Source organism: Mycolicibacterium smegmatis (assembly GCF_001457595.1).
GTDB lineage: Bacteria > Actinomycetota > Actinomycetes > Mycobacteriales > Mycobacteriaceae > Mycobacterium > Mycobacterium smegmatis.
Genome location: NZ_LN831039.1, coordinates 6,839,401 through 6,861,159, shown reverse-complemented (window position 1 = coordinate 6,861,159; position 21,759 = coordinate 6,839,401). Strand labels below are relative to the sequence as shown.

Annotated in this window: 18 protein-coding genes and 1 pseudogene; 11 read left to right on the top strand and 8 right to left on the bottom strand. The window is 67.6% G+C overall.

The genetic code is table 11. The features are described 5' to 3' along the window. Position 1: 1 nt before the first annotated feature. The 3 genes from AT701_RS33310 to AT701_RS33300 all read right to left on the bottom strand — a co-directional run bounded on the left by AT701_RS33310 (position 2) and on the right by AT701_RS33300 (position 3,566). Complete coding sequence (locus tag AT701_RS33310; RefSeq protein WP_011731555.1) at positions 2-2,164, bottom strand: molybdopterin-containing oxidoreductase family protein; 2,163 nt, start codon at positions 2,162-2,164, stop codon at positions 2-4. A 92-nt stretch (positions 2,165-2,256) separates the two neighbouring features. Continuing rightward, positions 2,257-3,012, bottom strand: a complete 756-nt coding sequence (locus tag AT701_RS33305; protein ID WP_174519705.1) for a DUF1906 domain-containing protein — start codon at positions 3,010-3,012, stop codon at positions 2,257-2,259. Between the two features lie 83 nt (positions 3,013-3,095). Further along, positions 3,096-3,566, bottom strand: a complete 471-nt coding sequence (locus AT701_RS33300; RefSeq protein WP_014878769.1) for a MarR family winged helix-turn-helix transcriptional regulator — start codon at positions 3,564-3,566, stop codon at positions 3,096-3,098. 68 nt (positions 3,567-3,634) lie between these two features. On the opposite strand from AT701_RS33300, the gene AT701_RS33295 reads away from it, so the two are divergent. The 3 genes and pseudogenes from AT701_RS33295 (at position 3,635) to AT701_RS33285 (ending at position 6,940) form a co-directional block, all read left to right on the top strand. Continuing rightward, on the top strand, positions 3,635-4,588 hold the full coding sequence (locus AT701_RS33295) for an amidohydrolase family protein (protein ID WP_011731552.1): 954 nt from the start codon (positions 3,635-3,637) through the stop codon (positions 4,586-4,588). Positions 4,589-4,639: 51 nt separating this feature from the next. Further along, positions 4,640-5,682, top strand: a pseudogene (locus tag AT701_RS33290) (MFS transporter). A gap of 34 nt (positions 5,683-5,716) precedes the next feature. Further along, positions 5,717-6,940 (top strand): oxygenase MpaB family protein, encoded by a 1,224-nt coding sequence (locus AT701_RS33285; protein WP_058127421.1) that lies wholly within the window; start codon positions 5,717-5,719, stop codon positions 6,938-6,940. A 138-nt stretch (positions 6,941-7,078) separates the two neighbouring features. On the opposite strand, the gene AT701_RS33280 is transcribed toward AT701_RS33285, so the two are convergent. Genes AT701_RS33280 through AT701_RS33270 form a run of 3 tightly spaced genes read right to left on the bottom strand, consistent with a single transcriptional unit; the run spans position 7,079 to position 10,699 of the window. Further along, the gene (locus AT701_RS33280; protein WP_014878765.1) at positions 7,079-8,746 is read right to left on the bottom strand and encodes a nitric oxide reductase activation protein NorD; all 1,668 of its coding nucleotides are present in this window, start codon (positions 8,744-8,746) and stop codon (positions 7,079-7,081) included. Further along, positions 8,743-9,546 carry a CbbQ/NirQ/NorQ/GpvN family protein gene (locus AT701_RS33275; protein ID WP_011731550.1) on the bottom strand — a complete coding sequence of 268 codons (804 nt, stop codon included), beginning with the start codon at positions 9,544-9,546 and terminating at the stop codon, positions 8,743-8,745. Before AT701_RS33275 ends, AT701_RS33280 begins: the two co-directional genes overlap by 4 nt. After that, positions 9,539-10,699: a spirocyclase AveC family protein gene (locus AT701_RS33270; protein ID WP_011731549.1), complete on the bottom strand. Its 1,161-nt coding sequence runs from the start codon at positions 10,697-10,699 to the stop codon at positions 9,539-9,541. Before AT701_RS33270 ends, AT701_RS33275 begins: the two co-directional genes overlap by 8 nt. Before the next feature lie 105 nt (positions 10,700-10,804). Between AT701_RS33270 and AT701_RS33265 the strand changes: the two genes are divergently transcribed. After that, on the top strand, positions 10,805-11,410 hold the full coding sequence (locus tag AT701_RS33265) for a TetR/AcrR family transcriptional regulator (protein WP_011731548.1): 606 nt from the start codon (positions 10,805-10,807) through the stop codon (positions 11,408-11,410). Between the two features lie 29 nt (positions 11,411-11,439). Continuing rightward, positions 11,440-13,962, top strand: a complete 2,523-nt coding sequence (locus tag AT701_RS33260; protein ID WP_011731547.1) for an excinuclease ABC subunit UvrA — start codon at positions 11,440-11,442, stop codon at positions 13,960-13,962. 79 nt (positions 13,963-14,041) lie between these two features. On the opposite strand, the gene AT701_RS33255 is transcribed toward AT701_RS33260, so the two are convergent. Continuing rightward, the gene (locus AT701_RS33255) at positions 14,042-15,454 is read right to left on the bottom strand and encodes a serine hydrolase domain-containing protein (RefSeq protein ID WP_058127420.1); all 1,413 of its coding nucleotides are present in this window, start codon (positions 15,452-15,454) and stop codon (positions 14,042-14,044) included. A 215-nt stretch (positions 15,455-15,669) separates the two neighbouring features. Between AT701_RS33255 and AT701_RS33250 the strand changes: the two genes are divergently transcribed. From AT701_RS33250 to AT701_RS33225, 6 genes are read left to right on the top strand one after another with little or no spacing between them, the layout of a single operon-like run. Continuing rightward, positions 15,670-16,668: a substrate-binding domain-containing protein gene (locus AT701_RS33250; RefSeq protein WP_011731545.1), complete on the top strand. Its 999-nt coding sequence runs from the start codon at positions 15,670-15,672 to the stop codon at positions 16,666-16,668. 1 nt (position 16,669) lies between these two features. After that, complete coding sequence (locus AT701_RS33245) at positions 16,670-17,689, top strand: ABC transporter permease (protein ID WP_058127419.1); 1,020 nt, start codon at positions 16,670-16,672, stop codon at positions 17,687-17,689. Beyond that, a complete protein-coding gene (locus AT701_RS33240; RefSeq protein WP_003898182.1) occupies positions 17,686-18,477 on the top strand; it encodes an ATP-binding cassette domain-containing protein in 792 nt (263 codons plus the stop codon). The genes AT701_RS33245 and AT701_RS33240 overlap by 4 nt, the downstream gene beginning before the upstream one ends. Continuing rightward, on the top strand, positions 18,455-19,384 hold the full coding sequence (locus AT701_RS33235) for a PfkB family carbohydrate kinase (protein WP_058127418.1): 930 nt from the start codon (positions 18,455-18,457) through the stop codon (positions 19,382-19,384). Before AT701_RS33240 ends, AT701_RS33235 begins: the two co-directional genes overlap by 23 nt. Continuing rightward, positions 19,381-20,031: a nucleoside/nucleotide kinase family protein gene (locus AT701_RS33230; RefSeq protein WP_003898180.1), complete on the top strand. Its 651-nt coding sequence runs from the start codon at positions 19,381-19,383 to the stop codon at positions 20,029-20,031. Before AT701_RS33235 ends, AT701_RS33230 begins: the two co-directional genes overlap by 4 nt. Next, positions 20,028-21,026: a LacI family DNA-binding transcriptional regulator gene (locus AT701_RS33225; protein ID WP_003898179.1), complete on the top strand. Its 999-nt coding sequence runs from the start codon at positions 20,028-20,030 to the stop codon at positions 21,024-21,026. Before AT701_RS33230 ends, AT701_RS33225 begins: the two co-directional genes overlap by 4 nt. Positions 21,027-21,029: 3 nt before the next feature. Here the strand turns inward: AT701_RS33225 and AT701_RS33220 are convergent, their stop codons facing one another. Beyond that, the gene (locus AT701_RS33220) at positions 21,030-21,740 is read right to left on the bottom strand and encodes an enoyl-CoA hydratase/isomerase family protein (protein ID WP_223495954.1); all 711 of its coding nucleotides are present in this window, start codon (positions 21,738-21,740) and stop codon (positions 21,030-21,032) included. Between the last annotated feature and the right edge of the window lie 19 nt (positions 21,741-21,759).

The window sequence follows — 21,759 nt, the reverse complement described above, 5'->3', positions numbered from 1 at the left end:
CTCACGCCGACTGTGCCACCGCGTGCTCGTCGAGTTTTTCGACCTCCACGAGATTGTCACCGTAGACACCGGCGTTGCCCAGACCGCAGTGGCGGTCGGCGGTGATGGCGTTGACGGTCGTGCCGGACGTCTTGCCCTGCCAGTGCCCGACATTGGCCATCACCAGACCCGGGATCAGCCCGGTCTCGTAAGCCGCGGGCCCCTGGAACGAGCCGCGGTCGTTGAACACGCGCACCATGTCGCCCTCGGCGATACCGCGCTCGGCCGCGTCGGTGGGATGGATGAAGACCTGCTGGCGGCCCTGCACCTTCTGTTTGTCCGCGGCGTTGCCGTACTGGCTGTTGAGGAACGCGTGCGGTTTGGGCGAGATGATGGACAACGGGTACCGCTGGGCCAGTTCGGGATTGGACTGTGGCGACTCGAACGGCGGCACATAGTCGGGTACCGGGTCGACGTACCCGCCGGGCTGCATGCCCTCGTACATCGACCGCCACACCGGGACCACGAAGTTGCCGCCCTCGGCCAGGCTCGACTTGAACTCGCACTTGCCCGACGGGGTGGGGAAGTTGCCCTCGGCGTGCGGTGCGCGCTTGTCGGGGGCGCCGACGGCCAGGCGCATCCAGCCCACCTCTTCGAGCTTCTCGTAGGTGATACCCGCCAACGCGGGGGCGTCCCAATCGTGGAAGTCGATCAGCATCTCGCGGTCGGTGCGGTTCCAGTACGCCATCGACTCCTCGTCGAACTCCATGGTTCTGGCCAGTCGCCGGAACAGTTCCACGTTGGGCACGCACTCGCCGGGTGGTTCGATCGCCGGCTGGTTCAGCGAGATGTACAGATGACCCCAGGTCACCATGATGTCGAGTTGCTCGGCCTGCATGGTCGCGGGCAGCAGCAGATCGGCGAATTTCGCGGTGTCGGTGATGAAATGCTCACTGACGACGGTGAACAGGTCGTCACGCATCAGGCCGCGCATGGTCTTCTCCTGCGCCGGGCCCTGTGACACCGGGTTGGAGTTGTAGACGAACAGCGACTTGATCGGCGGGTCCAGGTCCAGCTCACCGGTCAGCGCCATACCGAGGTCGAGTTCGTTGACCACGCGGGTGCCCTCGGGGATCCAGTCCGGGCGGCAGATCTCGCCGAACTTGGTGGGGAACTCCCAGATCGGCATCTCCATGGTGCCGCCGCCGACGTGCCGCCACGCGCCGACGAGCGCGGGCAGGCACGTGATGGCCCGGATCGCCTGTCCACCACCGCGGTTGCGTTCCAGCGCGACGCCCTGCCGGATGGCCGCGGGCTGCGTGGTGGCGTACTCGTACGCGAGCTTGCGGACGTCGTCGGCGGGGATGCCGGTGATCTCCTCGACGCGTTCGGGTGGGTAGTTCGCGGCGCGGGCCGCGAGTTCGTCGTAGCCGACGGTGTAGCGCTCGACGTAGTCGGTGTCGACGAGACCCTGCGCGATGATCTCGTGGATCATGCCCAACGCCAGTGCGCCGTCGGTGCCGGGCCGGATCGGGATGTGCCAATCCGCCTGTCGGGCGGTGCGGTTGCGCACCGGGTCGATGACGACGATCTTCGCACCGTTGTTCTTGCGGGCCTCCAGCAGGAACGGCCAGCCGTGCAGATTCGTGCTGGTCATGTTCATGCCCCAGACGATGATGTACTTCGAATACGCCATCGACTCGACATCCAGGCCGCCCGTGCCGCCGACGGTCATGTGCCAGGCGGTCGACGAACCCGACTCGCAGTAGGTCTTTTCTGCGACGGTGGCGCCCAGTCGGTTGAAAAAGGCGTCGCCCGAGGTCAGTCCGTTCAGGACGCCCTGGTGGCCCAGGTAGGCGTGCGGCATGATCGCCTGGGCGCCATGGGTGTCGATGATCTCGGTCCACCGGGTCTTGATCTCGGCGAGCGCCTCGTCCCACGTGATGCGCTCGAACTCGCCGGACCCTTTCGCGCCGACCCGGCGCATGGGGTAGAGCAGGCGGTCGGGCTGGTAGTGGTGTTCGTGGAAGTTCTTGACCTTGACGCACAATCCGCCGCGCGTCATGGGATGATTCGGATCACCTTGGACGTCAACAAGTTTGCCGTCCTCGACGTGGTAGAGCATCGCACAGGTGTCGGGGCAGTCGTGGGGGCAGGCGCCGCGCACGATCTTGAGTGTTTGCATGGGCGGGTGTCCTCTGAAGGGGGCTGCTGGCGCCTTCAGTAGAGATCACCGGTATGGCAACGCAATTGCGTCGAGATTAAAGTGATGTGACCTCAGGGGTGGAAATTCCACTGGCCGATGTCCTGGGCCAAGGCGTCGTTGACATCCACGCGGATGCCGCCGACCAACGGTCCGGGGTTCGACGCGGTGTCGATGGTGTGTTGATAGAGCACCGCCGCGGGGTGGATCTTGCCCTTCGACCACGAGCGGGTCTGCCAGGCCCAGGCCTTGCCGGGCGTGCCGGACCGCCCGATGACCCCGTCTTCGATGGCCCACTGGCACACGTTGACGCCGCCGTACACGCCGGTGCGCTGAACCCCGATCACGGAGTTGATGCCCCGGAACCATGGCAGCGCAAGGTTGTTCCAGGTCTGCCGGTCGATGTCTTCGTCGACGGAGAAGTAGATGGGTGCGTTCCTGGCGCCGCCTGCGGCGGTGTGCAGTTGCCATGCGGTCTTGGCGTCGGCGACGCCACCCGCGGCGCCGCGTCTGAAATCAGACGGCGCGGTTCCGCCCGGTTTGCCGTACTGGTAGTTGCTGACTATCACCAGGCCGGCCCGGGTCAGCGACTCGGCGTAGGGACGCGTGATCGGTTTGGCGCCGAAGGACGACCCGGGCCGCGAGGTCGACACGTAGTTGATGACACCGGCGTAGCCCGCGGCCTTGATGTGCTCGGCCGGAATCTGGGCCGCGGCGAAGTCGATCAGCTGGGGCGCGGCGGCCGATGCGGGGGCCGCTGACACGCCCGCACCCAGACCGGCCAGCACCGAGGCGGCGGCCGTGTAGCGCAGGGCGTCGCGCCGAGAAATGCCGCGCGATCTCTCCGCCGAGTGCTTCACGGCACGGATGTTAACAACGAGACAGCTGTTAACTCGTGTGGCTCGCCGATGCCTCAGTTGCCTGTGGGGTCGACACCTGCGTCGATGATGTCGGCGAGCCGCTGGAGCTGCCGCGCCAGGTGGATGCGCTCCTCTTCGGTGAAGGCCGCAAGCGCCTTGGACTGCGTGGCCCTTCGGTTGGCGCGCAGGCGCGTGAGCAGTTGTGCCCCGGTATCGGTCAACCGCACGAGGACCTTGCGTTCGTCGGCCGCCGAGCGCTCGCGGAGCACGAAGCCCTTGGTCTCGAGTTGCTGAATCATGCGCGTGGCATTGGGCGCGCTGACACCCGCCGCGGACGCGAGCTCGCTGACCGGCAAAGACTCCGTCGCCAGCAGCGGGTCCAGGAGCGACAGCTGCGCCAGTGACAGTCCGCCGGTGGCCGTCGGGTTGCCGCGCGCCCGTCGCATGGAGAGAAACAGCCGGTCAGCCGCCTCGGCCAACTCCTCCACGCCGGCAGCACCGGGCCTCGTCTCGCGTCCCGTCATGGACAGGAAGCATACGGCGCGCTACCGTTAACTACGCAATCATTAACTAGTTAATGAAAGGATGCGACATGAACCAGGCACGCATCGACGTCCACCACCACGTGGTGCCGCCGCAGTACCGCGAACTGCTCGCCGCACAGACAACCAATGCAGGTGGCCGGGCCACACCCGACTGGAGCGTCGACAGCGCCCTGGGCCTCATGGATTCGATCGGCGTCGAGACCGCGATCCTGTCCATCACGACCCCGGGTGTGGAGCCCGCTGAGCGGGCACAGCGTCCCGCCGTGGCACGCGACCTCAACGAGTTCTGCGCCGATGTCGTGCGGTCCGCCCCGGACCGGTTCGGATTCTGGGCCACCCTGACCCTGCCGGACGTCGACAGCGCGATCGGTGAAGCCGCCTACGCCCTCGACGAACTGCACGCCGATGGCGTCGTCCTGTTGGCGAACTCGGAGCGGACGTATCTCGGGGACCGCCGGTTCGACCCGTTGATGGAGGAACTGGACCGCCGCGGTGCCACCATCTTCGTGCACCCCTCGCACCTGCCCGGTGGTTCGATTCCCGGCATCAATGCGTACTTCGCTGACTTCCTGCTCGACACCACACGCGCGGCGATCAACATGGTTCTCAACGGCACACTGGACCGGTATCCCAACCTCCGTGTGATCCTGTCGCACGCAGGAGGATTCGTCCCCTTCATCGCCGAGCGCATCGCGACCTGCGTCCCGATCGAGCATCCTGACGTCAGCGTGGAGTCGATCCTCGACGGACTGCGGAAGTTCTACTTCGACACCGCGCTGTCGGCATCGGAATCCGCACTGCCGTCGCTGCTGGCCTTCGCCCGTCCCGACCACATCCTCTTCGGCAGCGACTTCCCGTACGCGACTGCCGAGATCGCGACGCGCTTCGCGAAGAACCTCGACGCCTACCTCGCCGATCACCAAGACGTCGACGGCGTGGCGGTCAACCGTGACAACGCGCTGAAGCTGCTCCCTCGGCTGGCGGTGGGTGCCGCACGCTGAGTTGATGGTTACCGACGCGTCGGAGGGGAACGTCGGGGGTAACAACCAATCATGTCGTCAGCACCTGTGGCCGAACACAAGTCGGGCTCGCTACGTCAGGCATTGCTCGGAGCCGGCATAGGCAACACCGTCGAGTGGTACGACTTCGCGATCTACGGCTTTCTCGCCACCTACATCGCCCGTGAGTTCTTCCCGAAGTCGAACGGCACCGCCGCGTTGCTCAGCACGTTCGCCGTGTTCGCGGTGGCGTTCTTCATGCGACCGCTGGGTGGGTTCTTCTTCGGGCCCCTCGGTGACCGGATCGGCCGCAAGCGGGTGCTGGCGATCGTGGTTGTCCTCATGGCGCTGGCCACTCTTGGCATCGGGTTGGTTCCCAGCTACGAGAAGATCGGTGTCGCGGCACCGATCCTGCTGGTACTGCTGCGGTGTGTGCAGGGGTTCTCGGCAGGCGGCGAATACGGCAGCGGCGCGTGCTTTCTCGCGGAGTACGCCCCGACGCGCCACCGCGGTCTGGTGGTCGCGTTCCTGGTGTGGTCGGTGGTGGTCGGTTTCCTGCTGGGTTCGGTGACGGTCACTGCGTTGCGGGCCGTGCTGTCCGACGAGGCGATGAACGCCTACGGGTGGCGGCTGCCGTTCTTCATCGCGGGGGTTCTCGGGGGCGTCGGCCTCTACATCCGGCTGCGGTTGCGCGACACCCCGGAGTTCGAGGCGCTGCAGGAGTCCGGTGATGTCGCCGAGTCCCCGATGAAGGAGGCGCTGCGCACGGCGTGGCGGCCCATCCTGCAGATCGCCGGTCTGGTCGTGATCCACAACGTCGGCTTCTATGTGGTGTTCACCTACCTGCCGACGTACTTCACGGCAACCCTCGGCTTCAGCGAGACGGGGGCGTGTCGGTGGCGGTGTTCGGAGGCACTGCGCCGTACGTGGCGACGTGGTTGGCCGACCGGACCGGCAACCCCATTGCCGCTGCGTTCTACGTGATCGCTGCGGCAATCGTGTCCCTTGCGACCGTGTTGACGATGCGCGAGACCGCCAACCGGCCGTTACGTGCGGTGGACGACCCTTCGTTGACAGGTGCTTCGACACCGACCTAGCCTTTGACTACAAACGTTGTCAAAGGAGGGCGCGATGAGCGTGACGATCCCGACGCGTCACCCGGATCGTCCGCGGCCGATCCCGGCCGGCATCCGCGCCATCGCGACCGCACTGGCGATCCGTCAGCCGACGCCGCAGGAGTGGCACGTCCTCGGCGAACGCCTCACCGTCGGCGACGAACCGATGGACCGTCTGGTGGAGTGGATGGCCGCCACCGGGATGGAGCAGACGCGCCCGCTGTTCGAGCGCGCGCTACGCGACGGCATCGCCTCCGTTCCCGACGCCCCGGAACCGCTACGCGAATTCTTCGGGACCTACGAGACCCTGCCCGCCTGGGTGGACATGGAAACCGTGCGCAAGGGGCAGCGCGCACTGCGCCGCGGCGGCGCCGACGGTATGTACATCGCCCGCGACGTCTCCCTGCTCGGCGGGTACCAGTTCTCGGGCTTCAACAAGACACTGCTGCGGACCGGCGCGCTGGAGAAGGGCTCCAACAAGCGTTTCGCCGAGACCATGCAGTGGGCCATGGATGTCATCGCCGAGGGCGGCCTCGAACCGCTCGGCGTCGGCTACCGGTCCACCATCCACGTGCGTCTCATCCACTCGTTCGTCCGTCGCCACGTGTCGGCCATGCCGGACTGGCGCGCCGACGAGTGGGGTCTGCCGGTCAATCAGACCGATATGGCCGCGACGCTGGTCGGCGCACTCGTCGCGCCCGCGGTGGGCGTCGCGGGGATGGGTGTGGTGCTCTCACCGTCGGAGTACCGCGCGGTCGCGCATCTCACGCGTTACGTCGGGTGGCTGATCGGCGTCGAAGACCGTTGGCTGCCAACGAGCTTCCGCGACAGCGTCCGGGTGCTGGCCCACACACTGTCGGCGCTGGCCGAGCCCGACGAATCGTCCAGGCAACTGGCCGCCCCCATGGTCCAGGATCCGTTGACCTGGCACTACGACACCCTGCCGGGGCTTCGTCGCAGACTCGCCCGGGCACAGCATCTTTCGATCACCAGCGCGTTCCTGGGCCGGCGCACACAGAGCGCGCTGGGACTGCCGACACACGCGTTGCCGTGGTACCCGCTGCTGCGCCTCCCCGTGAACGTCACGCGCAGTGTGGCCGCCCTGGCGCTGCCCGGCGGGGTCGAGAAGGCCGATCTCCGTGGTCAGCGTGAGCACCGGAAGTTGTTGCGCACCATGATCGGTGAGCAGGCTGAGGCCACCATCGGCGAGTCCGCGCAGCACGTCGGCCGGGTGGCCTGAGGGGTACACCTGGTTCGTCACGACGGCCTGTACGCGAGACCGACATCATGGTCGTTCTCCGTGCGTAGGTGAGTGTTTTCACGACCATGGGGTCGTTCTCGCGTACAGGGCGTCCTACAGGTATAGGTGCCGGTCCTCTCACCGAGCCGGCGCGGCCAGTTCGCGCAGCGCCGCCAGGAAGAGCTCGTCCATGCGCCCGGACAGTTCACCCAGCGTCGCGGCGCTCGCATGGCTGGCCGCACCGAACACACGTTGCAGCGCATCGCTTTCAGCCGCGGCGCCGATCGACAGGCACAAGCACGCAACCCCGTCAACACGCAGTTCCTCCAGCGCCCGGTGGGCGTCGGCCTCCGCGTAGCGGCCCTCGTACCCGTCGTCGTACGGGTGACCGTCGGACAGCACCAGCAGCAGCCGGTTCGGCGTGCCTGCCTCGACCTTGAGAATCTCGCCGGCACCGCGGATCGCCGCCCCGAGGCGGGTGTAATGCGCGGGTTGCAACTGGTTGAGGCGAGCCCGGGCCAGTGATGTGAAACGTTGGTCGAACCTCTTGATGGCGGGCAGGTGCACGGCGCTGCGACCCCTGGACCGGAAGGCGTACACGGCCACCCGGTCACCGAGATCTTCCAGGGTCGCGGCGATGGTCGCGGCAGCTCGCCGCTGATGGTCGTGCACGGCCAGACCGGCGGGGTCGGTATCGGTGGCCGATCCGGACGCGTCCACCAGGATCAGGACGCCGAGATCACGCGCGGTCCTGCGGTGTTCGACGTAGATGTGTTCCGGGGGCGACCAGCCCGACCGCAGATCCACCGACAGATCCACAAGCGCCTCGATGTCGAGGTCGTCGCCGTCGGCTCTGCGCCGCAATGCCTTCGGGCCCAGGCCGATCCGGGACAGCCGCTTGCGCAGTGCCTGGTCGGCGACCACGTGCGCGGCGGTGACGTCGGCGCCCGCGGTGAACGGGTAGTCGATCACGCGGCACCATTGGGGGCGGTAGCAGTTCCTGAAGACGTCCCATTCGGGGTGTAGGGCACCGCCCACGCCGACCGCGGCACCGGGGTTCGCGTCGTCGGTGAACCTGATGCGCGTCGGAAGAGGGCGGGCTTCGAGACCCGGCGCGCGGGCACGTCGCGCGCCGCCGGTGCGCAGTTCCGCGCCGCCGGAACTGCTGTCCGACGATCCGGGCGACGAGCCGAGCAGCGTGCGCAGAAAATCGCCCACCGCTCGTGAATTGAACAGCGGGTTGTCGAACAGCTTGAGGATCTTGCTCTCCTCCGACGGACCGTCGTCCTCATCGTCCTGCACGTGCTCGTCGGCGTGCACCTTGAAGTACAGATCCGCATCCGTGGGGCGTGTACCCGCACTCTCAGATCCGATCCGTAGCGGTTTGATGACGCCGAACCACGGCGGGGGATCGTCGACCCTCGTTCGGCTGCGCGCGACTTCGAGCGACTCGGCGGCGCATGTCGTCACCGCGCCGCCGACGGAGAGCCCGGCGGCAAGAGGAAGCCGCCGGGCCAGATCGGCAAGCACCCGGTGACCCTCGACAGCCAGATAGCGGCGCGCCAGCGCCGACCGTGCGCGCAATCCCCGGACCAGCGCGGGATCGAGACTGCCCGCGCCCAGCAAGCCGGCCTGCACCAGCACCTCGCGCCGGTGCTGTTCCATTGAGCCGCCGCTCGAAACGAACACCACGCGGCCATCGGTATGAGGCAGGCGTCCCGGCAGCGCCTCCGCGACGTCGACGGCACGAGCCGCCAGGTGGCTTGCCAGCAGGCGCAGTTGCGCCGGATCGTGCCCGGATGTCACGGCAGGTGTGCGTCCACGAGTTCACCGAGCGCACGGATGATGTCGTGATCGTCGGACAGTGCCTCGACGATCGCAGCCCGGACCGCGCGCCGCAGGGGCAACCCCTCGGCGACCAGACCGCCGGCGAGGATGAGCATGCGGGTAGAGGCGACCTCGCGCAGCGGTGAGCCGTCGATGTTGCGGATTGCGGCGCCGACGGACACCAGCGCGCGTGCGGTGTCCGCGTCGACGCCTGCCTCATGCGCGACGATCTCGGTCTCCACATGCGGTGGCGGAAAATCCAATTCGATGGCTATGAAGCGCTGACGCGTCGACTCTTTGATGCTCTTGAGCACACTCTGATAGCCGGGGTTGTAGGAGATCACGAGCTGGAATCCCGGCACCGCCGACAGTGTGGTGCCCAGGCGGTCGATGGGAAGTTCACGCCGGTGATCGGCCAACGGGTGGATCACCACGGTGGTGTCCTGGCGCGCCTCGACGATCTCGTCGAGGTAACAGATCGCACCCGTGCGCACGGCGCGCGTCAACGGTCCGTCCACCCAGATGGTTTCACCGCCCTTGAGCAGGAACCGGCCCACCAGGTCGGCCGAGGTCATGTCCTCGTGCCCCGCAACCGTGATCAGGTCGCGCCCCAGTTCGTGGGCCATCGATTCGACGAACCGAGTCTTGCCACATCCGGTCGGCCCCTTCAGGAGCACCGGGGTGCCGCGCCGGGCCGCGGCACGGAACACCTCGGCCTCGTCGGCCACGGGAACGTAGAACGGCGAACGGTTTTCGAGCACCACGGCGGCGTCACTCATGGGGAACCACAGCCGGCATCTCCACACCCTCGGGCAGGACGAGTTCGCCGTCGACGTTGATGTACCCCGAGTGTTTGGTGGGGATGGGCAGGTCCGGATGCGGGCACGGGCGGTCGGTGCCGTCACCGCAGATGCCCGAGGTGAAGTACGACCTCTTCTGCACATCCTCGGGCCACGGATCGGCGTGCGTCGACATGAACTGCGCGGGAACGATGTAGAAGGTGAAGAACGACGCGCTGATCGCGGCGAAGATCGCCAGGAAGCGGACCAACTGTTGCTTGGCGAAACCGCCGCGCACGTTGTCGAGTCCCTTCTCGACGACGGTGCGGCCGCGGTCGTCGGTGAAGAACCGCAGGCAGCACAGCGCGGCCTGTACACCGCCCCACATGAGGCCCTCGTAGATCGGCCACTGGTAGTAGGTGCCCGCGTTGATCGACAGAGACTGGATGGCGCCGGGGAACGTGTACATCCCCAGCGGCATGAGGACCAGGCCCTCCATGACGAAGTCGAAGACGAAACCCCACGCGAACGCGACGCCGATCAGGCCTTTGGTGCCAAGGTTGGGCCAGCGCTGCTGGGCCTTGCGCATGATCCAGCAGCCCAGGATCGTACACAGCAGCACTCCGTAGGCGTATCCGGAGACGTTGATGCCCAACGGTTCTGCCACCTGCGCGCCGGGCTTCTCGGGGGACATCCAGCCCGGTACGTGCGGCGCCCACGAGCCCATGTTGAACGCCCACGCGTTGTACGTGCACCACGTGTTGATGTAGTTGAGCAGCGGGTCCTGGAAGAAGAACAGCCCGGTGGACACCATGATCATGCCGTCGAGCGTGATCCGTCGTTCACGTCGCCACGGCCGGATGATGAACCACCAGATGGCGACCGGGAACAGCACCGGCGACCCGATCTGCCACATCATCAGGGCGATCTTCATGAAGGTCGGGGGATCGGTGGGCCCGGGATCCACGCGCGTGAAGTACGGGCCGGTTATCCAGCGGATCCAGACGTAGATCTGGAAGGCCAGGATGATGCCGCCCGCGGTGGCCCAGATCTTGACGCGTCGCGAGGGTTTGGCGGCAGGCGGCGCATCGAGGCGGCCCACGCTGCGCAGCGATTCGGTGGCCGCGGCCTTCTTGTCGGACAGTTCGCTCACTACAAAGCCTCCTCGTCGCGCGTCAGTGGCGCGGTGTCCGGAAATATACCCACGAGTATCTGAGTAACTCAATGGGTTCTCAGAATCCTGTGGCAGACTTCTGCCATGGTTGAGCGCTGGACCCGTGAGCGACGCCTCGAGCACACGCGCTCGCTGCTGCTCGACGCGGCTGAGAACGTGTTCAGTGAAAAGGGCTTCACCGCAGCGACACTCGATGACATCGCGTTCGCGGCCGGCTACACCAAGGGCGCCATCTACAAGCACTTCGCCACCAAGGAGGACCTGTTCCTGGCGGTCAGCGACCGCTATTGGCGGCGCTACTTCGACAACTTCGCCGAGGTGATGGCCTCGGCCGCCAGCGTCGGGGCGCGAGAACTCGACGAGATCGCGAAGCGGTGGCGTCAGCTCAGCGTCGACCGGGGCGCCGAGCAGGCCGCGCTCGGCCTGGAGTTCACCCTCTACCTCAAGCGCAACCCCGAGGCGCGCGACCGCGTCGCCGCCAAGAGATCGGAGGTGGTCGCGCAGTTGACCGCTTTCATCGTCGCGAGCATCGAGAAACTGGGTGCCACGCTACTGATCTCACCGGAGACCTTTGCCCACGCGCTGGTCGCGACGAGCGATTCGGTGGTGCTGAGCAGCGAACTCGACAACGTCGACCTCTACCGGCCGATGGTCGAGATGTACGCCTCGATGATCAAGTTGCCGACCTGATCAGCGCACACTCGTGAACAATGGTCCCGGTGAACGCCGGACCAGACACGCACGAACCCGACCCGTACATACGCGTCTACGCCTCCCGCGTGCACAACCTCAAGACCGTCGACGTCGCCGCGCCGCGCGACTCGTTCGTGGCGTTCACCGGCGTGTCCGGATCAGGGAAGTCCTCGCTCGCGTTCGGCACAATCTACGCCGAGGCCCAGCGCCGTTACTTCGAGTCGGTCGCGCCGTACGCGCGCCGATTGTTGTTGCCGCAGGACGCGCCGAAGGTCGACGACATCACGGGCCTGCCGCCGGCCGTGGCGCTACAGCAACGACGTGGGACCGCGACGTCACGATCGACCGTCGGCACCGTCACCACACTGTCGAACCTGCTGCGCATGCTGTTCTCCCGCGCCGGGACCTATCCGCCCGGTGCGACGGAACGCCTCGACTCCGACGCGTTCTCGCCGAACACCACCATCGGGGCGTGCCCGCAGTGCCACGGCCTCGGCCGCATCCACGAGGTCACCGAGGAGACGCTGGTCCCTGACCCGTCGCTGACCATCCGTGAAGGCGCGGTGGCGGCGTGGCCGGGCGCCTGGCAGGGGCAGAACCTGCGCGACATCCTCATCACACTGGGCTACGACATCGACAAGCCGTGGCGCAAACTGCCCAAGCGGCAACGGGAATGGATCCTGTTCACCGAGGATCAGCCCACGGTCGAGATCGACCCCAGCCAACACCCCGTGACCGCGGACTACTACTACAACGGCACGTTCTCCAGCGCCGAACGGCACGTCCGCCATACGCTGGCCAACTCGCAGAGCGCGGCGATGCGACGCCGGGTGCTGCAGTACGTCAACAGCGTCGACTGCCACGTCTGCGACGGTTCGGGCCTGCGTCCCGAGGCGCTCGCGGTGACGTTCGCGGGCCGCACCATCGCCGACCTGGTGGCGTTGCCGTTGACCACGCTGGCCGAGGTCCTGACACCCGCGGCCACCCGCACCGAGTTCGCCGCGGCCTACGAATCGACCGAGTCGGGCGAATTCACCGAGGTGGCGACCATGATCGCGGCCGATCTGGTGGCCCGCATCGGGGTGCTCGTCGACCTCGGGCTGGGATACCTGAGCCTGAACCGACGCACACCGTCGGTGTCACCCGGCGAACTGCAGCGCCTGCGCCTGGCGACCCAGTTGCGGGCCGGACTGTTCGGCGTGCTGTACGTGCTCGATGAGCCGTCGGCAGGCCTGCACCCCGCCGACGCCGAACCGCTGCTCGACGTGCTGGACCGCCTTCGGCGCGCGGGCAATTCGCTGTTCGTGGTCGAACACGACATGGACGTGGTGCGACGCGCGGACTGGGTGGTGGACGTCGGTCCCGGCGCGGGGGAGTGGGGCGGCGAGGTGCTCTACAGCGGCCCGGTCGCGGGTCTCGCCGACGTCGAGTCCTCGGTCACGCGGCGCTACCTGTTCACCGACGGCGCGCAGGCCGACAGATCGACGCGTACGCCGGTCGGCGTGATGCGCTTGCGCGGCATCACATTCCACAACCTGCACGACGTCGACGTGGACATCCCGCTGGGCGCGTTCGTCGCGGTCACCGGTGTTTCCGGATCGGGAAAGTCGACGCTGGTGTGCAAGGTCCTCGGCGACGTGATGGCCAGGCAGTTGGGCAAGTCCGTCGAGACCCCCGACGACGCCGGCGACGGTGAGGCCGAACTGCTCGACATCGACGTCGACGCCAGTATGGGTGTGTCGGTCGAGGGCGCCGAGATCATCGATCGCCTCGTCACCGTGGATCAGCGGCCCATCGGACGCACCCCGCGATCCAACCTCGCGACCTACACCGGTTTGTTCGACGCGGTCCGAAAGGCATTCGCCGACACCCCGGAAGCACGCAAGAGAGGCTGGAGCGCGGGCCGGTTCTCGTTCAACGTCGCGGAGGGCCGCTGCGCCACCTGTCAGGGTGAGGGATTCGTCGCGGTCGAATTGCTGTTCCTGCCCGGCACCTACGCGACCTGCCCGGCCTGCGGCGGTGCCCGCTACTCCGACGAGACACTCGAGGTCACCTACCGCGGACGGACCATCGCCGACGTGCTGGCGCAGACCGTGGACGAGGCCGCCGAGTTCCTCAGCGATCTACCCGGCGCGGCAAGAAGTTTGACGACGCTGCGCGAGGTCGGCCTGGGCTACCTGCGGCTGGGACAACCGGCCACCGAGCTGTCCGGCGGTGAGGCACAACGCATCAAGCTGGCCTCTGAGCTGCAGCGCGCCAAACGCGGCCACACCCTCTACGTGCTCGACGAACCCACCACCGGATTGCACCCGGCCGATGTCGAACTGCTGGAACGTCAACTGCACCGCCTGGTCGATGCAGGCAACACCGTGGTGGTGGCCGAGCACGACATGTCGGTGGTGGCGAGGGCCGATCATGTCGTCGATCTGGGCCCCGGTGGTGGCGATGACGGCGGCACGGTGGTGGCGGCCGGGACCCCCGAGGTGGTCGCCGCGTGCACCGCGAGCCGCACCGCGCCGTACCTGGCCGCGCGCCTGGCCGGGGCGTGACCGGTTGTGAATAACATGTGTGTAATTCGACGTCGGTGCAGCTCAAAGGCATGAGGGGCTGTGGACAAAGTCCTGGGGATCAGGTGCCGTAAAGGTGCAGCGCACGTGCGGCCTCCGTGGCCACCTCACCGCTGAGCGTCGCGATCGGCGGGCCGCCGCGCTGGTGGATGACGTTCGCCAAAACGATCACGTAGGTGTCCGACCCCGGGTCCATCCACATCGAGACCCCGGTGAACCCGGTGTGGCCGAAGCTGCCGACCGGGAGCACTGTGCCGCGTGGTCGCGAGTGGGGCGTGTCGATGTCCCAGCCCAGACCACGCAGATCCGGTCCGGCGCCGGGCTGCTGCGGTGTGGTCATCAATTCGACCGTGGCCTGCTGCAACGGAAAAGTGCTGGGGCGGTTGGCCCGTCGGTCCAGTAGTGCCTGCGCGAACAGGCCCAGGTCGTGGACTGTCGTGAACACGCCTGCGCTCCCGGCCACCCCGCCCATGCGGCGTGCCGTCGGGTCGTGCACGGTCCCGCGCAGCGGCAGCCCGAAATGCGGGTTGATGCCAGGAGTGTCCTCGTCCAGCGCGGTGGGGGCGACGCGAGTCAGCAGGCCGGTGCTCCAGGAATCGGCCGGGCAGTCGGTCGCCCGCGGTCCGTCCGGGTCGGAAACCAGTGCGTTGCCACGTATCTCGTGCGGTCCGCACGCGTTCGCTGCGGGCAGGTAGTACGTGTCGGACATGTGCAGCGGTGCGAACACATGCTTGCGCACGTAGCCGTCCAGGGATTGTCCGGTGATCTTCTCGACCAGGGTGCCGAGGATGATGAACCCGATGTCGGAGTAGTGGAACATCGCGCCGGGCTCGAACACCACCCACGCGGCCAGCGCACGCTTGACGCCCTCGGCCTTGTCGGCCGCGGTCAGCCCCCACGGCCCGTCCAGGCTCAGGTCCCCCGCGATACCCGACGTGTGAGTGAGCAACATGCGCAACGTCACCCGCGCGCGGCGCGGATCGGCGGTGGGGTTGAAGTCCGGCAGGTACGTCTGCACGGGCTCGTCGAGGCGGATCTTGCCCTGCTCGTAGAGCTGCAGGACGGCCGTGGTCGTCGCGATGCTCTTCGTCAGGGACGCCAGGTCGAAGAGGGTGTCCTCGGTCATCGGTTCGGCGGGTGACGGGGAACCGTCCAGGCCCGGCTCGCCGTCGAGCTTGCGCACACCGAACGCCTCGCGGAACACGATCTTGCCCGCGTGCCCGATCTGGACCACCGCACCCGGCAACCGGCGTGCCGCGACGGCGGCGTCGACGAGCCAGGTGACCGCGGAGAAGTCACCCGTCGGTGTCACGGGCTGGGTCACCTGCGGCGGAGGCGCGGTCGGCGAGGCGGTGGCCGTACTGGTCGGCGGGACCGGTTCGCGGGGCGCGGGTGCGGGCCGACCGCACGAGGTGGCCACCGCGACAGCACCGATGGCGCAGAGCACCAGAAGGCGCGACCGGGACAGCCTCACCGATCGACGGTAACGCGCCGCGCGTGACGCAGTGGCGGCCTGCGGCGCGTTGTTCCACCGTGGCGTTACGCGCGGCGCCGCCGGGCGACATGAGGAGCTTGATCGAAAAAGTCCGAAAAACTTCGCGAAAGCGCTTACGCAAGCGCTTGCGCGCCGTCTAGTGTGATGCACAGCACGCGGCGCGCCCGGCGCCGCACCAGGACGAGGGAGTCCAGATGTTCAGAAAGGTCACCAGAAACACCCGCACGGTCGGAGCTGCCCTCATGGCAGGCTCGCTGGTTCTCGGGATGACCGCCTGCGGCGGCTCCGGGTCCGACGGCGTGAAGGTCGGTCTGATCACCAAGACCGATTCGAACCCCTACTTCGTGCACCTTCGCGAGGCCGCCCAGGCGCAGGCCGACAAGGACGGCGCGCAACTCATCGCGGTCGCCGGGGCGTTCGACGGCGACAACGAAGGCCAGGTCACGGCCATCGAGAACATGGTCGGTCAGGGCGTCAAAGGCATCCTGATCACCCCGAACTCCTCCACCGGCGTGCTCGACGCCATCAAGAAGGCACGTGATGCGGGCGTCGTCGTCATCGCGCTCGACACCGCCACCGACCCCGAGGACGCCGTCGACGCCACATTCGCGACGGACAACAAGGCCGCGGGCGTGGCCCAGGGCAAGTGGGTCAAGGCGGCGCTGGGCAACACCCCGCCCCAGGTCGTGATGCTCGACGGCACGCCGGGCGGCACCGTCGACACCTTCCGCCACGACGGATTCCTCGAGGGCTTCGGTCTCACCGACAACTCACCGGAGATCGTCGGCCAGGAGAACACCAACGGCGACCAGACCAAGGCCCAGACCGCCATGGAGAACCTGCTGCAGCGCGCCCCGGGCGTCAACGCGCTCTACACCATCAACGAGCCCGCGGCGGCCGGCGCCTACCAGGCGATCCAGGCTGTCGGTCGCGCAGACCAGGTCACCATCGGGTCCATCGACGGAAGCTGCACGGGTGTCGCGGATGTGAAGGCCGGAAAGATCGGCGCGACGGTCATGCAGTTCCCGGCGAAGATGGCCGAGCTGGGTGTGCAGGCGGTGGTCAAGTTCGCCGAGGACGGCACCAAGCCCAGCGGGTTCAACGACACCGGGTCAGAGCTCATCACCGACAAGCCGATGCCGGGGCTCGAGTCGAAGGACACCGCATGGGGCGAGCAGAACTGCTGGGGCTGAGATGGCCGAAACCTCAGAGACCGTTGTGACCGCAACCGCTCCCGCGACGCCACCGCCACCGGCGGCCAAGCGGATCAACGTGGGCACCCTCCTGCGTGAACCGCTGGTCGGCCCGCTGGTGGCGCTCGTGATCGCAATCATCGTCTTCAGCTCCATCTCGAACTCGTTCCTCAACCCACAGAACGTGTCGCTGATCCTGCAGCAGTCGGTGGTCGTCGGCATCCTCGCCGTCGGCCAGACGCTGATCATCCTCACCGCGGGCATCGACCTGTCGATCGGCGCGGTGGCCGTGTTCGGCACGATCGTGATGGCCCAGACCGCAGGCTCCGGTGGGCCGTTCCTCGCGCTGGGCGCCACGCTGCTGGTGTGCGTGGCGTTCGGCGCGATCAACGGCGGGCTCGTCACCACCCTGCGCCTGCCGCCGTTCATCGTGACGCTGGGAACCTTCACCGCGATCCTGGCCGGCACCCGGTTGCTCGCCGGGTCGGAGACCTACCGCGTGGAGCCAGGCCCGCTGACCTTCCTCGGCACGTCGTTTCGCATCGGGTCGTTCTCCACGACGTACGGCGTGGTGGCGATGCTGCTGGTGTACGCCGTCGTGTGGTACGCGCTGTCCCAAACCGCATGGGGCAAACACGTTTACGCCGTAGGCGGCAATCCGCAGTCGGCAGACCTGCTCGGCGTCAAGTCCGGCCGGGTGCTGTTCTCGGTCTACCTCGTCACCGGGGTGATCGCCGCGATCGCGGCGTGGGCCGCGCTGGGCCGCATCCCGAACGCCGACCCCAACGCGTACCAGAACGCCAACTTGGAGACCATCACCGCGGTGGTCATCGGCGGCACCAGCCTGTTCGGCGGACGCGGCGGTGTCGGCGGCACGCTCGTGGGCATGCTGATCGTCGCGGTGCTGCGCAACGGCCTCACCCAGGCCGGCGTCGACAGCCTCTACCAGAACATCGCCACCGGCATCCTCGTGATCGTGGCCGTTGCGGTGGATCAATTCGCGCGGAGGAGATCACGGTGACCGGTACAGCAAGCGCACCCGTTCTCGAAGCCCGCGGGCTGGTCAAGAGATACGGCAACGTGACCGCGATCAACGGCGCCGACTTCGAACTGCGCGCCGGGGAGGTCCTCGCGGTCGTCGGCGACAACGGTGCCGGAAAGTCCAGCCTGATCAAGGCTTTGGCGGGGGCCATCGTGCCCGACGCGGGACAGATCCTGATGAACGGCGAACCCGTGTCGTTCCGGAACACCCGCGACGCCCGGGCCGCGGGCATCGAGACGGTGTACCAGGACCTCGCGGTCGTGCCTGCCCTCGACATCGCCTCGAACCTGTATCTCGGCCGCGAGGTCCGTCGAAAAGGCGTCGCGGGCAGGCTCTTCCGCCGGCTGGACATGCCCAGGATGCGCCAGGACGCCTCGCAGCACCTCGCGGACCTGAAGATCGGCATCAAGTCGGTCGGCCAGGCCGTGGAGACACTGTCCGGTGGGCAGCGCCAAGGCGTCGCGGTGGCGCGGGCCGCGGCGTTCGGCCGGGGCGTGATCATCATGGACGAACCCACCGCGGCCCTCGGCGTGCGGGAATCCGGTCAGGTCATCGACCTGATCAAATCGATTCGCGACCGCGGCATCCCGGTGGTGCTCATCAGCCACGACATGCCGCACGTGTTCGAGGTGTCCGACCGGATCCACATCCACCGACTCGGGCAGCGTGCCGGAGTCGTCGACCCGAAGAAGCGCTCGATGTCCGAGGTCGTCGCGCTCATGACCGGTGCGGAGGAGCCGACCGATGAGGAACGCGCCGGTCTCTGAGGAAAACCCGCGGCGGGCCCCGGTCGGGGTCTTCGTCGGGTTGGCGACGCTGGATGTGATCCATCGCATCGCGAAACCGCCTGCGGTGAACGAGAAGATCACCTCGGCCGCGCAGTTCGTCGCCGCGGGTGGGCCTGCGGCAAACGCCGCGGTCACCTTCGCCGCACTGGGCGGCGAGGCGACGCTGGTGACGGCCCTCGGTGATGATCCGGTTGCTGATCTGATCCGCGCCGACCTGACCGTGTGCGGCGTGAGCGTCATCGACGCGACAGCGGGTTCGGTTCGGCCCGTGCCCGTCTCGTCGGTCGCCGTCGTCGAATCCACCGGCGACCGGTCGGTGATCTCGTCCGATGCCGTGACGTCGGACGCAACGCCGCCGGAGGACCTCGGCGACCACGTGGACACCGCCGACGTGGTGTTGGTCGACGGCCACCATCCGCTGTTGGCCCGCGCCGCCGCACAGCACGCGTACGAGCGCGGGACCACCGTCGTCGTCGATGCGGGGCGATGGAAACCCGTGATGGCCGACCTCGTCCCCTACGTCTCGGACATGGTGTGCTCCGGTGACTTCCGCACACCCGGCGCCGACACCTCGGACGCCACGGCTGCGGCGTTGGTGGAAAGCGGTGTCCGCACCGTGGTCATCACGCACGGCGGCGATCCCGTCACGTGGTGGTCCGGCGGTGAATCCGGTGAGGTGCCGGTGCCGCCGGTGACGGTGGCCGACACCCTGGGTGCCGGTGACGCGTTCCACGGCGCGTACGCCTACTATTCGACGCGCTCCGACAGCGGTGTTGCCGAGCGCATCGATCGCTCGTCGCGCGTTGCGGCATTACGGTGTTCGGTGGTCGGGCCACGGGCGTGGTTGAGCAAACTCCCCGATCAGATTCGAAAGCGAGAACGGTGACCAACGTGCAGGACGTGCAGGAGGCCACACTGGACCAGATGGTCGAGTGGGCGAAAGCACTCGTCGTTCCCGGCGAACGCCGCATCCTCGGCCTCACCGGCGCGCCGGCGGCCGGGAAGTCCACGGTCGCCGAACAACTTGTGGCCGCGCTGGGACCGGAGGTCGCCGTTCTGGTTCCCATGGACGGCTTCCACCTGGCCAACGAGGTGCTGATCGACCTCGGCCGGCGCGACCGCAAGGGCGCACACGACACCTTCGACGACGGCGGGTACGCGCGGTTGATCGCTACGCTGCGGGCGCAGCGCGTCGGTGACCCGGTGGTGTACGCACCGCGGTTCCACCGGGAGATCGAGGAGTCCATCGCCTCGTCGATCCCGGTTCCGTCGACGGTGCCGCTGGTGGTCACCGAGGGCAATTACCTTCTGCTGGACCGTGATGCGTGGCCGACGGCGCGGTCGTGCATCGACGAGGTGTGGTTCCTGACGCTCGACACCGAGGTCCGCCGCGACCGCCTGCGGCGTCGTCATGAGGCGTTCGGGAAATCCCCGCAGGACGCCGAACGCTGGGCACTCGGGCCAGACGAGCGCAACGCGCAGCTGATCGAGTCGACCGCAGGTCGCGCGGACCGGATCGTGCGTGTGCCGTGACCACGATGGATGACGTCGCCCGGCTTGCCGGCGTGTCGACATCCACGGTGTCGCACGTGCTCAACGGCACGCGCAAGGTCAATGCCGAGACCCGGCTTCGCGTCGAGGAGGCGATCGAGCAGACCGGGTACCGGCGCAATGTCGTCGCGCGGGCACTCGCCGCCGGACGCACCAACACCGTCGGCCTGTCTATCTCGGCGCTGACCAACCCCTACTTCGGGAGCCTGGTGCACGCCGTCGAGCGGGCACTGTCCGACGCCGGGTACGTGCTGATCGTCGGTGACTCCCACGACGAGGCGGAATCCGAGAAGCGCGTGGTCGATTCGCTTCTCGGCCGCAAGGTCGACGGCATGATCGTAGCGCCCGCTGCCGGGTCGGAGCGCGCCTCCCTTCCTGAGATCGCGCGTGCGGGAACGCCTCTGGTGCTCATCGACCGCGGCGCCGACATCGAGAGCGATCAGGTGGGCCCGGAGAACGAGTCGTCGGCGAAGGCATTGACCGACCATCTGCTCGACATCGGGCACACGAGGGTCGGTGTGGTGCGTGGTCTCGCCGGGATTTCGTCGACCACCGAACGTTTCGACGGATACGTCGCGGCGCTGTCCGATCGCGGGATCGACCTCGACGCGTCGTTGATCGTCGACGGTGAATCCAACACCGAGGCCGCCGAGCGCGGCGTGTACGCGCTGATGTCGAGCGCCGATCGCCCGACCGCGCTGGTGTCGATGAACAACGCCATGACCATCGGCACCCTCAAGGCGATCCGCCGTCTGGGACTGTCGATCCCGGGGGATGTGGCGTTCGTCTGCTACGACGACTTCGAGTGGTCGGATCTGTTCGAGCCCAAGCTCACCGCGGCCGCGCAGGACGTCGAGACCATCGGTGCCACCGCGGTCGAACTGTTGCTGCGACGTATCCAGGGGGATGACGGTGCAGCGCAGCACATCCGGGTGCCGACGACGTTCCACCACCGCAATTCGTGCGGTTGCGCCTGACACTCATCCACTCACGCACCGATCGCGCGGGTGAACGCGTCGAGCATCCGGCCGGGCATGGTGCCCAGGGTTGCGCCCTGTTCGTCCTCGACCGCGGTGAGTGCGGCGACCTCGGCATCGGTGAGGCGGTCGGATACTTAGGCCGCCGAGATGTTGTCGCGTAGATGACCGGTCGAGGTGGTGCCCGGGATGGGCACGATGACGGGGGATCCGCACGATCTCGGGGGACCGTTGCCGACCCATCAGCCGGGGGAGCCGCTGGGTGCCGGTCGCGCCGGGAAGCACACCGACGGCGGTTTCGAACAATGTGAGCACGGCCCTCCCGCGCGCGGCGAACGCCATGTCGCACGACGTCACGAGTTCCACCCCGGCGCCGGTCGCCCTGCCCTCGACGACCGCGATCGTCGCCTGCGGCACCGTGCGCAGACGCTCGAAGAGATCCTGCAGCAAAGTAAGTCGGACCGGTTTCGGCGGTACGCCCTCGCGCGGCGCCAAGAACAGCGACAGATCGGCATGGCCGAGAAAGAAGTCGGGACCGGCGCTGCTGAACAGGACCACCCGCACGCTGCGGTCGGCGCGCAGATCATCCAACAACGCGCTGCACTCGCTGATCATGGTCTGGTCGAACAGGTTCATCGGCGGGTGGTCGAACACCACCCGGAGAACCGCGCGGTTCCGCACGAGGCGGAACCGCGTGTACTGCCGGTCCGGCACATTGGCTCCTTCGCTGGTT

Coding starts and splice junctions, on each gene's coding strand:
- AT701_RS33295 (WP_011731552.1), top strand. CDS start 3,635: ATGAACCAGGCACGCATCGACGTCCACCACCACGTGGTGCCGCCGCAG.
- AT701_RS33235 (WP_058127418.1), top strand. CDS start 18,455: ATGAGGAACGCGCCGGTCTCTGAGGAAAACCCGCGGCGGGCCCCGGTC.
- AT701_RS33250 (WP_011731545.1), top strand. CDS start 15,670: ATGTTCAGAAAGGTCACCAGAAACACCCGCACGGTCGGAGCTGCCCTC.
- AT701_RS33310 (WP_011731555.1), bottom strand. CDS start 2,164: ATGCAAACACTCAAGATCGTGCGCGGCGCCTGCCCCCACGACTGCCCC.
- AT701_RS33285 (WP_058127421.1), top strand. CDS start 5,717: ATGAGCGTGACGATCCCGACGCGTCACCCGGATCGTCCGCGGCCGATC.
- AT701_RS33265 (WP_011731548.1), top strand. CDS start 10,805: ATGGTTGAGCGCTGGACCCGTGAGCGACGCCTCGAGCACACGCGCTCG.
- AT701_RS33300 (WP_014878769.1), bottom strand. CDS start 3,566: ATGACGGGACGCGAGACGAGGCCCGGTGCTGCCGGCGTGGAGGAGTTG.
- AT701_RS33275 (WP_011731550.1), bottom strand. CDS start 9,546: ATGAGTGACGCCGCCGTGGTGCTCGAAAACCGTTCGCCGTTCTACGTT.
- AT701_RS33245 (WP_058127419.1), top strand. CDS start 16,670: ATGGCCGAAACCTCAGAGACCGTTGTGACCGCAACCGCTCCCGCGACG.